Source organism: Selenomonas sp. (assembly GCF_052169755.1).
Lineage (GTDB): Bacteria > Bacillota > Negativicutes > Selenomonadales > Selenomonadaceae > Selenomonas.
Genome location: NZ_JBQNBV010000095.1, coordinates 1 through 8,339, shown reverse-complemented (window position 1 = coordinate 8,339; position 8,339 = coordinate 1). Strand labels below are relative to the sequence as shown.

The 8,339-nt window shown below is 56.8% G+C and carries 8 protein-coding genes; 7 read left to right on the top strand and 1 reads right to left on the bottom strand.

Annotated elements, in window-relative coordinates; all coding sequences use genetic code 11:
• Positions 1-393 precede the first annotated feature (393 nt).
• The gene (locus ACTTKG_RS07605; RefSeq protein WP_442673621.1) at positions 394-738 is read right to left on the bottom strand and encodes a type II toxin-antitoxin system RelE/ParE family toxin; all 345 of its coding nucleotides are present in this window, start codon (positions 736-738) and stop codon (positions 394-396) included.
• Between the two features lie 276 nt (positions 739-1,014).
• On the opposite strand from ACTTKG_RS07605, the gene ACTTKG_RS07600 reads away from it, so the two are divergent.
• The 7 genes from ACTTKG_RS07600 to ACTTKG_RS07570 all read left to right on the top strand — a co-directional run bounded on the left by ACTTKG_RS07600 (position 1,015) and on the right by ACTTKG_RS07570 (position 8,221).
• Positions 1,015-1,464, top strand: a complete 450-nt coding sequence (locus ACTTKG_RS07600; protein ID WP_442673620.1) for a CtsR family transcriptional regulator — start codon at positions 1,015-1,017, stop codon at positions 1,462-1,464.
• A 12-nt stretch (positions 1,465-1,476) separates the two neighbouring features.
• Positions 1,477-2,091 (top strand): UvrB/UvrC motif-containing protein, encoded by a 615-nt coding sequence (locus ACTTKG_RS07595; protein WP_442673619.1) that lies wholly within the window; start codon positions 1,477-1,479, stop codon positions 2,089-2,091.
• Positions 2,091-3,158 carry an ATP--guanido phosphotransferase gene (locus ACTTKG_RS07590; RefSeq protein WP_442673618.1) on the top strand — a complete coding sequence of 356 codons (1,068 nt, stop codon included), beginning with the start codon at positions 2,091-2,093 and terminating at the stop codon, positions 3,156-3,158. The genes ACTTKG_RS07595 and ACTTKG_RS07590 overlap by 1 nt, the downstream gene beginning before the upstream one ends.
• 113 nt (positions 3,159-3,271) lie before the next feature.
• Complete coding sequence (locus ACTTKG_RS07585; RefSeq protein WP_442673617.1) at positions 3,272-5,782, top strand: ATP-dependent Clp protease ATP-binding subunit; 2,511 nt, start codon at positions 3,272-3,274, stop codon at positions 5,780-5,782.
• Positions 5,763-5,915: a hypothetical protein gene (locus ACTTKG_RS07580; protein WP_442673616.1), complete on the top strand. Its 153-nt coding sequence runs from the start codon at positions 5,763-5,765 to the stop codon at positions 5,913-5,915. The genes ACTTKG_RS07585 and ACTTKG_RS07580 overlap by 20 nt, the downstream gene beginning before the upstream one ends.
• 2 nt (positions 5,916-5,917) lie before the next feature.
• Positions 5,918-7,291: a DNA repair protein RadA gene (radA, locus tag ACTTKG_RS07575; protein WP_442673615.1), complete on the top strand. Its 1,374-nt coding sequence runs from the start codon at positions 5,918-5,920 to the stop codon at positions 7,289-7,291.
• 150 nt (positions 7,292-7,441) lie between these two features.
• Entirely contained in the window at positions 7,442-8,221 is a 780-nt protein-coding gene (locus ACTTKG_RS07570; protein WP_442673614.1) for a basic amino acid ABC transporter substrate-binding protein, read from the top strand.
• Positions 8,222-8,339: the final 118 nt, after the last annotated feature.

Below are 8,339 nucleotides of genomic sequence, written 5' to 3'. Positions count from 1 at the left end.
ACTTGTCAAAGAAGCGAAAGAAGCGCTTTTGAATGCAGGTAAGATCGAGATTTGAGATTAGGGCATCGGTTTGCGTTTGAAATCCCGTCGCAGACGGACATAAGGAAGGGGCAGCTCCGCGAAGCCGTTTCGGCTTTACGGGGCTGCCCCTGTTTTTGTTGCATGGAGTCGTATTTCGTGATACGTTTTCCCGATAACCTGTACGGAAGATTCAAGCGTATCAAGCGTAAGTTGGCGGAGAAGAATGTGATGGTGTGGAGGGAGGCTTTCTGTGAGATTTTTCAACACGGTTTAGCGTCCGTTGTTTGGCATCCTCTTCCCGTTTCAACATATTGTATTCATGCTGCACTTCCGGGTCGCTCAATAGTTCTTTGCGAACTTCATGCCATGTTATCATATGGGATTCCTCCTTTTGTAGTCGTCGCGGTATTTTTTTGCGAGCAGGATTTGATTTAGCGGCGTCTTGCGGGTCTTTTTGATGAACCCGTTTGTCAAAACAGCAGTATTTCCTATGATGAAAAAATACAAGACACGGGCGATATTGCTGCCGGATACGGCTCGTAATTCAAAAATTCCGTCAGACAGTTCTTTTGAATCCGGAAGTCGTAGCTTGGAGCCACGCGATTCCAGTTTGTCAATGACATATAAGACCTTGGCTTTGAGCTTTGGGTCGAGTGAGAAGATGAAATCTTTCGCAGGGACAGTTCCGTTTTCTGTTTCGTAAAATATAACATGCACGGGAACGCTCTCTTTCGCTGATCGATGTTTGGATAGGATATTTTGTTGGCGAAAAATCAAAGATAAACAAACATAACGAAATACGATACTATTATAGCATATTTTTTTGTAGAGTTGAAGGGATTTGAAGCTGTAAGGGCAGGAAGCGTAGGGCGGCATCCGTGTGATGATTTCTCATTGACAAAGGTCAAAAAGACAAATATAATGAGGTAAAAATCAAATGGTCAGAATAACGCCGAGTGTTTTCGGCAGTAAAATTTTAGGCAGGGTGATACTATGAGCAGCAATATTGCTGATTTGATTGAAGAATATATCCTGCGGCAGTTGGCGGCACAGCAGGATGGCAAGGTGGAGCTTCGGCGCACGGAGCTTGCCGATAAGATCTCGTGTGCGCCGTCGCAGATCTCGTATGTGCTCAATACGCGCTTTACGCAGGAAAAAGGCTTTGCCGTCGAATCACGGCGCGGTCTCGGCGGTTTCATCCGCATCGTGCAGGTGCCGCTGCAAAATCTCGTCTATCAGGACATGATCGAGAAGTTGACGGAGGAATCGGAGCCGGAGCTGGTGCAGTCGATGGTGCGCTATCTCGTGCAGCATCAGATGATCACGACGCGCGAGGCGGCGCTTGTCATGCAGTCGGTGACGACGGCGTACAAGAAGCTCAAGCCGAAGGATCGTTTGAAGTTTATCCGTTCACTGCTTTTGACACTGGAAAAGTTTTCGTGAGGAGGGGAGTCTATGCTTTGTGATGACTGTAAAAAGAATGAAGCGCGTGTGCACTTCATCGTCTTGAAAAACGGCGATACGACGGAGATGAATCTCTGCCGCGATTGTGCAGCGCGTTACAGCAAGGCGATGGCGGGTATGAGCGGCGGGGATTACTCGATCAACGATTTCATCAAGGGCGTGATTCAGCACATGCCTGCGCCTTCGGAAGCGACGGCGGAGGAAAAGCCGACCGACGAGGAAACGCTTTTCACTTGTCCGAACTGTGGTATGAGTTTTCGTGATTTTGCACAGCAGGGAAAGATCGGCTGCAGCGTTTGCTACGAGGCATTTCGTGAGGAACTGACGCCGCTTTTGCGGCGGCTCCACGGCGCGGGCAATCATCGCGGCAAGATTCCGAAGCGGGCGGGCGGTGCGCTCGCGCTCAAGCAGCGCATCGAGCGTCTGCGCACTGCGCAGGAGCGTGCGGTCGCGAAGGAGGAGTACGAGAAGGCGGCACAGTACCGCGATGAGATACGAGCGCTTTCTGTGCAGCTTGCCGCGCAGAAGAAGGCACAGGCGCATGATGCGGGGGACGAGGCGGCTCCTTTTGACGGTGAGACAGCAGCAAAAGGGGGCGAATCGTGATGGCGAGGGATGAACTTTTTTCAGGGTCGCATCTCGACTGGCTCATTGCTGACGGCACGGACAATGATGTCGTCCTGGCGAGCCGCGTATGTCTCGTACGCAACCTGCGGGAGCTTCCTTTTCCCAATCGTGCGGACTTGGGGCAGCTTGCCGAGGTGGCAGAGCGTACCGCCGCCGTACTCGGCGATGTGGAGGAAGCGCTCGATGAGCCATTCGATGGCGTCGAGCTTTCGAAGTGTACGGCGCTTGAGCAGAACGTGCTATGGGAGAAGCAGCTCATCAGCCGCATTTTGCTTAAGAATCCCGCACACCGCAGCGCATACATCAGCAACGACCGCTCTATGAGCATCCTTATCAACGAGGAGAACCATCTGCGCATTCAGGCGATGACAGCGGGCTTCGATCTCAAGACGCCGTACGAGCGGGCGTCGCGCGTTGACGATGTTTTTGAAGCGAAGCTCGATTTTGCTTTTGACGAAAAGCTCGGCTATCTGACGAGTTGCCCGACCGACCTCGGTACGGGGCTTCGCGCATCGGTTATGCTTCATTTGCCGGGGCTGGTCTACACGGAGAACATCGGCAATATCCTCAATATATCGCCGCAGATCGGCCTCTCGATGACCGCGATGTACGGCGAGGGGGCGGAGTCCGCCGGCAACGTGTTCGCCGTCGCCAATAAGCTGTCCTTGGGGCTGACGGAGCGTGAACTCAGTGACAACCTGCGCATATCGGTCGGCGAGATCGTCGCGCAGGAGCGTCGGGCGAGGAAATCGCTCATGCTCTACGACAAGGAGCGCATCGAAGATGAGGTATGGCGCGCATACGGCGTGCTGCACTATGCGCGTGCGCTGGGCGACGGAGAAACGCTCGCGCTTTTGAGCCGCGTGCGGCTCGGCGTCGATCTTGGCATCATTGAGGGACTGGCGTCGAGTGTTTTTGGCGATATTTTGATCGCAAGTCGGGCAAATTATCTTTGCGGTCTGGCAGGAAATGAGAACATGTCGAAGAATGAAATAGATAGGAAACGGGCACAAGTCGTCCGCCGAATATTGGAAAGTACGCAATAGATATGATGAGCTCCCCGCCGCGATAGAGCGGCAGGCGGATGAAGCGCAGGAAAAGCGCTTTTTTAGGCGGCGCTGAAATGATCAGTGACCCCTTGATAAAAGGTGGAATTTTTATGATGAACCGCTTTACGGGCCGCGCACTCAAAGTGCTGGAACTGGCTCAGTATGAAGCGCAGGAGTTGGAGCAGAACTTCATCGGCACGGAGCATCTTCTCTTGGGTCTGCTGCACGAGGGGGAGGGCGTCGCGGCGCGTGCGCTGCGTTCTCTAGGATTGGATTTCGGTCATGTGCGCGCGCGTATCGAGGGGATGCTGGACAGCCGTGAGGTAGAGGAGCGGCACGCATCGTACTACACGGAGCGCGCTAAACGTGTGATGGAGCTTGCCGTCGAGGAAGCGCGTTCTTTCGGACACAATTACATCGGCACGGAGCATATCCTTTTGGGGCTGATTCGTGAAAATGAAGGGGTGGCGGCGAGCGTCCTGATTTCGCTTGGCGCCGATCTTGATATCGTGCGCGCGGCGGTCGTCGATATGCTCGGCGGTACGCGGGCAGGCGAGGAGTTTTTGAAGCCGGAGCGCCGCCGCCGTTCGGGTGCGCCCGTGCAGAGCGGCACGGGCACGCCGCTCTTGGACAAGTACGGCAGGGACATCAATCGGCTGGCGAAGGACGGCAAGCTCGATCCTGTGATCGGCAGGGAAAAGGAGATCGAGCGAGTTGTGCAGATCTTGTCCAGGCGCACGAAGAACAATCCGATCCTCATCGGAGAACCGGGCGTCGGCAAGACGGCGGTCGCCGAAGGTCTTGCCGCGCGAATCGCCACGGGCGCCGTACCGCGTCTTTTGCAGCCTAAGCGTATCGTTTCCCTGCCGATGGCGGGACTTGTGGCGGGGGCGAAGTACCGCGGCGAATTCGAGGAGCGTTTGAAGGGCATCCTTGATGAGGTCATGAAGAGCGGCAACGTGATTCTCTTCATCGACGAGATGCACACGCTGATCGGCGCGGGTGCGGCAGAAGGTTCGCTTGATGCTGCGAATATCTTGAAGCCGCCCCTTTCGCGCGGTGAGGTGCAGATCATCGGCGCGACGACGCTCAAAGAGTACAAGAAATATTTCGAGAAGGATTCTGCCCTTGCACGCCGCTTCCAAAGCATTCTCGTCGAGGAACCGACGACGGATGAGGCGGAGAAGATCCTCTGTGGACTGCGCCCGAAGTACGAGGCGTTTCATCATGCGAAGATCAAGGACGAGGCATTGAAGGCGGCGGTGCGCTTGTCGCATCGTTATATTCCCGACCGCTGTCTGCCGGACAAGGCGATCGACCTCATGGATGAGGCAGCGTCGAAATCGCGCATGAAAGCCGTCGTGCTGCCGACTTCGATCAAGCGGCTGGAAGAGCGTTTGAAGAAGCTCGGCGCGGAGAAGGACACGGCGATCAAGCTGCAGGACTACGAGCGTGCGGCATCCTTGCGCGACGAGGAAAGCGCCTTGAAGGACGATCTTGCCGCTGCGAAGGATCGCTGGCAGGAGCGCGAGATGAAAGATGTCACGGTCACGGCGGACGATATTGCCGATGCCGTCGGGCTTTGGACAGGCATTCCCGTGAAAGATATTGCCGCGAAGGAATCGGAGCGTCTGCTGCATTTGGAGCAGATTCTTGCGGCGCACGTCGTGGGACAGGAGGAAGCCGTGACGGCGGTCGCCAAGGCAGTGCGCCGTGCGCGTGCAGGGCTCAAGGATCCGAAGCGTCCCATCGGCTCGTTTCTTTTCCTTGGGTCTACAGGCGTCGGCAAGACGGAGCTTGCGCGTGCTTTGGCGGAATCGCTCTTTGGCACGGAAGACGCGATCGTGCGCTTCGATATGTCTGAGTATATGGAGAAGCACACCGTGTCGAAGCTCGTCGGCGCTCCCCCGGGATATGTGGGCTATGAAGAAGGCGGCCAGCTGACGGAGGCCGTGCGCCGCCATCCGTATTCGATCATCTTGCTCGACGAGGTGGAAAAGGCGCATCCCGATCTCTTCAACGTGCTTCTGCAGGTCTTGGACGACGGGCGGCTGACGGATGCGCAGGGGCGCACGGTGGACTGTAAGAACACGGTCATCATCATGACGTCGAATGCGGGCGCCGACTACCTCAAGCACTCGACGGCGCTCGGTTTCACGGCGGGTCTGCAGACGCTCGGCGACGCTTACGACAGGGGGAAAACGCGCGTTTTTGAAGAGGTCAAGCGCGTGTTTCGCCCCGAGTTTTTGAATCGTGTCGATGAGATGCTTGTATTTCGTCCGCTCGGCAAGGAAGAGCTTGTAAAGATCGTTGATATCATGCTGCGCGAGGTGGAGAGCCGCCTGTCGGAAAAAGGCATGGCGCTCGAAGTCAGTCCGGCGGCGAAGGCGAAGCTCGTTGAAAACGGCACGGACTTCAAGTACGGCGCACGCCCGTTGAAGCGTGCGATACGAAAGCTCATCGAGGACGAGATCGCTGAAAGGCTCTTGAAGGGCGACTTCGGGCGAGGCGATACGATCTACGTCAAGAAGGTCGGCGAGCGTCTGGACTTCGTCAAGAAGCAGCCGAAGGAAACGCCAAAGAAGAAAAAGGATGTTCTTCATGCGGGCGCAGTGCAATAAGCTCGCGCCGAACGGCGCAGCTTCCGCGGGGAATTTGCTTCTGAATATGGCGTGGGCGCCGCTCTGGCTCGTGCGTTCGCTGCTCCTTTTCGTGCGGCGCTTGCTGATGATAGGGCGAGGAAAGGCGGAATGAGTTTGGCGAAGAAGAAAAAGACCGTGTTCGTCTGTCAGGCATGCGGCTACGATACGCCCAAGTGGATGGGCAAATGCCCGGGCTGCGGCGCATGGAACACGCTTGTCGAGGAGGTCGCCGCACCCGAAGCGGCGGGCGACGGGCTTAGGCTCGGGCTTTCCGACGGCGCAAAGCCCGTCGCCGTCGGCGAGGTCGCCGTCGAGGACATGCCGCGCTTTTTGACAGGCTCGGGCGAGCTTGACCGCGTCTTGGGCGGCGGCGTGATCCCCGGCTCGATGGTCTTGATCGTCGGCGATCCCGGCGTCGGCAAGTCGAGCCTGACGCTTCGCGTGGCGGCAGAGATCGCACGCGCGAAGAAGCGCGTGCTCTATGTGACGGGCGAGGAGAGCACGCGCCAAGTGCGCATGAGAGCCGACCGCCTTGGAGCGATTGCCGCCGATCTCTTCGTCGTCAGCGAAACGAATCTTGAGCGCATCACGGCGCATATCGAAACGGTCAAGCCGGAGCTTTTGATCATTGACTCGATTCAGACGATCTTCCGCTCCGATGTGACGAGTGCGCCGGGCAGTGTCAGTCAGGTGCGCGAGAGCAGCGTCGAGCTGCTGCGCCTTGCCAAGACGCACGCCGTCGCCACCTTCGTCGTCGGGCACGTCACGAAGGATGGCACGCTTGCAGGACCGCGCGTCTTGGAGCACATCGTCGACACCGTGCTTTACTTCGAGGGTGAGAAGGGCGCCCAGTTTCGCGTCCTGCGCGCCGTCAAGAACCGCTTTGGCAGCACGAATGAACTCGGGCTTTTCGAGATGCGCGACACGGGGCTTGCCGATGTGCCGGACGCATCCAAGCTCTTTTTGTCCGACCGCGAGCCGGACAGCGGCACGGTCGTCGTGCCGACGGTCGAAGGTACGCGGCCGCTGCTCGTCGAGATCCAGTCGCTCGTCGCCGAGACGCCCTACATGCCGCCGAGGCGCACGGCGGATTCGGTCGATGTAAAGCGCATCCAACTCCTGCTTGCTGTCCTTGAAAAGCGCGTCAAGCTGCCGATCGGCGCGTGCGATGTCTACATCAAGGTCGCGGGCGGCATCAAGATCGACGAGCCTGCCGCAGACCTCGGGCTTTGCGTCGCTATGGCGTCGTCGTTTGCCAATCGTCTCGTGCGCCCCAAGGCGATCATCTTCGGTGAAGTCGGGCTCTCGGGTGAAGTCCGCGCCGTCAGCCAAGCTGACGTGCGCTTGAAAGAGGCCGCCAAGCTCGGCTTTCGCGCCGCGATCTTGCCGCAGAAAAACGCCGAACGCTTGCAGCGCGTGGAAGGCATCGAGATTTTCGGCGCGGCGACGCTCAAAGACGCCCTGCGCCTTGCCATGCCGCGCGAATGAGCGGGAATCGAAAATGGCGCAATCGCGAAAAATGCACTATGGCTATGCGCTTATTTCTGTGCTATAATAATATGCGATGCGAGAAGGCTCGGGGCATCCCGGGCTTCTTTATGTTTGTTTAGGGAAGGCTTTCTAGGAGGGGAATTATTCATGAAAATGAAGAAGATGCTGCTCGGCGCTGTGGGGCTTCTGGCTGCGGCTTCGTTTGCTGTCGCAGGCTGCGGCGGATCGGGGGATTCGGGTTCGGCGTCCAAGACGCTGCGTGTCGGTACGAATGCGGACTTTGCTCCCTTTGAGTTCCAGAGTGAGAACGGCAAGGAGTACGAGGGTTTCGACATGGATCTCGCGCGTGCTGTGGCAGAAGAGATGGGCATGACGGCGGAAATCCAAAACATCAACTTTGACGGTCTGATTCCGGCGCTCGTATCGAAGAACATTGACATCTCGATTTCAGGTATGACGATCAATGACGAGCGCAAGAAGAACGTACTCTTTTCGGAGCCGTATTATCAGTCGGGTTTGACGATCGTCGTTAAGAAAGACAATAAGGACATCAACGGTTTTGCGGATCTCGCAGGCAAGACGGTCGCCGTGCAGATCGGTACGACGAGTGCAAAGGAAGTCAAGAAGAATCCCGACATCCAGGTCAAGGAACTCAACAGCTCGGCGGACACCTTCCTTGAACTTAAGGCGGGCGGCGTGCAGGCTGTCGTCAATGATCGTCCGGTCAACGACTACTACATTGCCAAGAGCGGTGAGACTGACGTGCGCGTCGTCAAGGAACTCTTGACGTCTGAGGACTACGGCATCGCTATGGCGAAGGACAATCAGGAGATGCAGAAAAAAGTTGACGCGGCTCTGAAGAAACTCAAGGAAAACGGCAAATACGACGAGATTTACACGAAGTGGTTCGGCAAGAAGGCCGACTGAGGATGGTCGTGAGGTGCAGGCATGAATTTTGATTTTGATCTGGCGGTGAGTTCGTTTCCCATATTGCTCATCGGTGCGCTTGTGACGATAAAGATCACGGCGATTTCCGTCGCGCTCG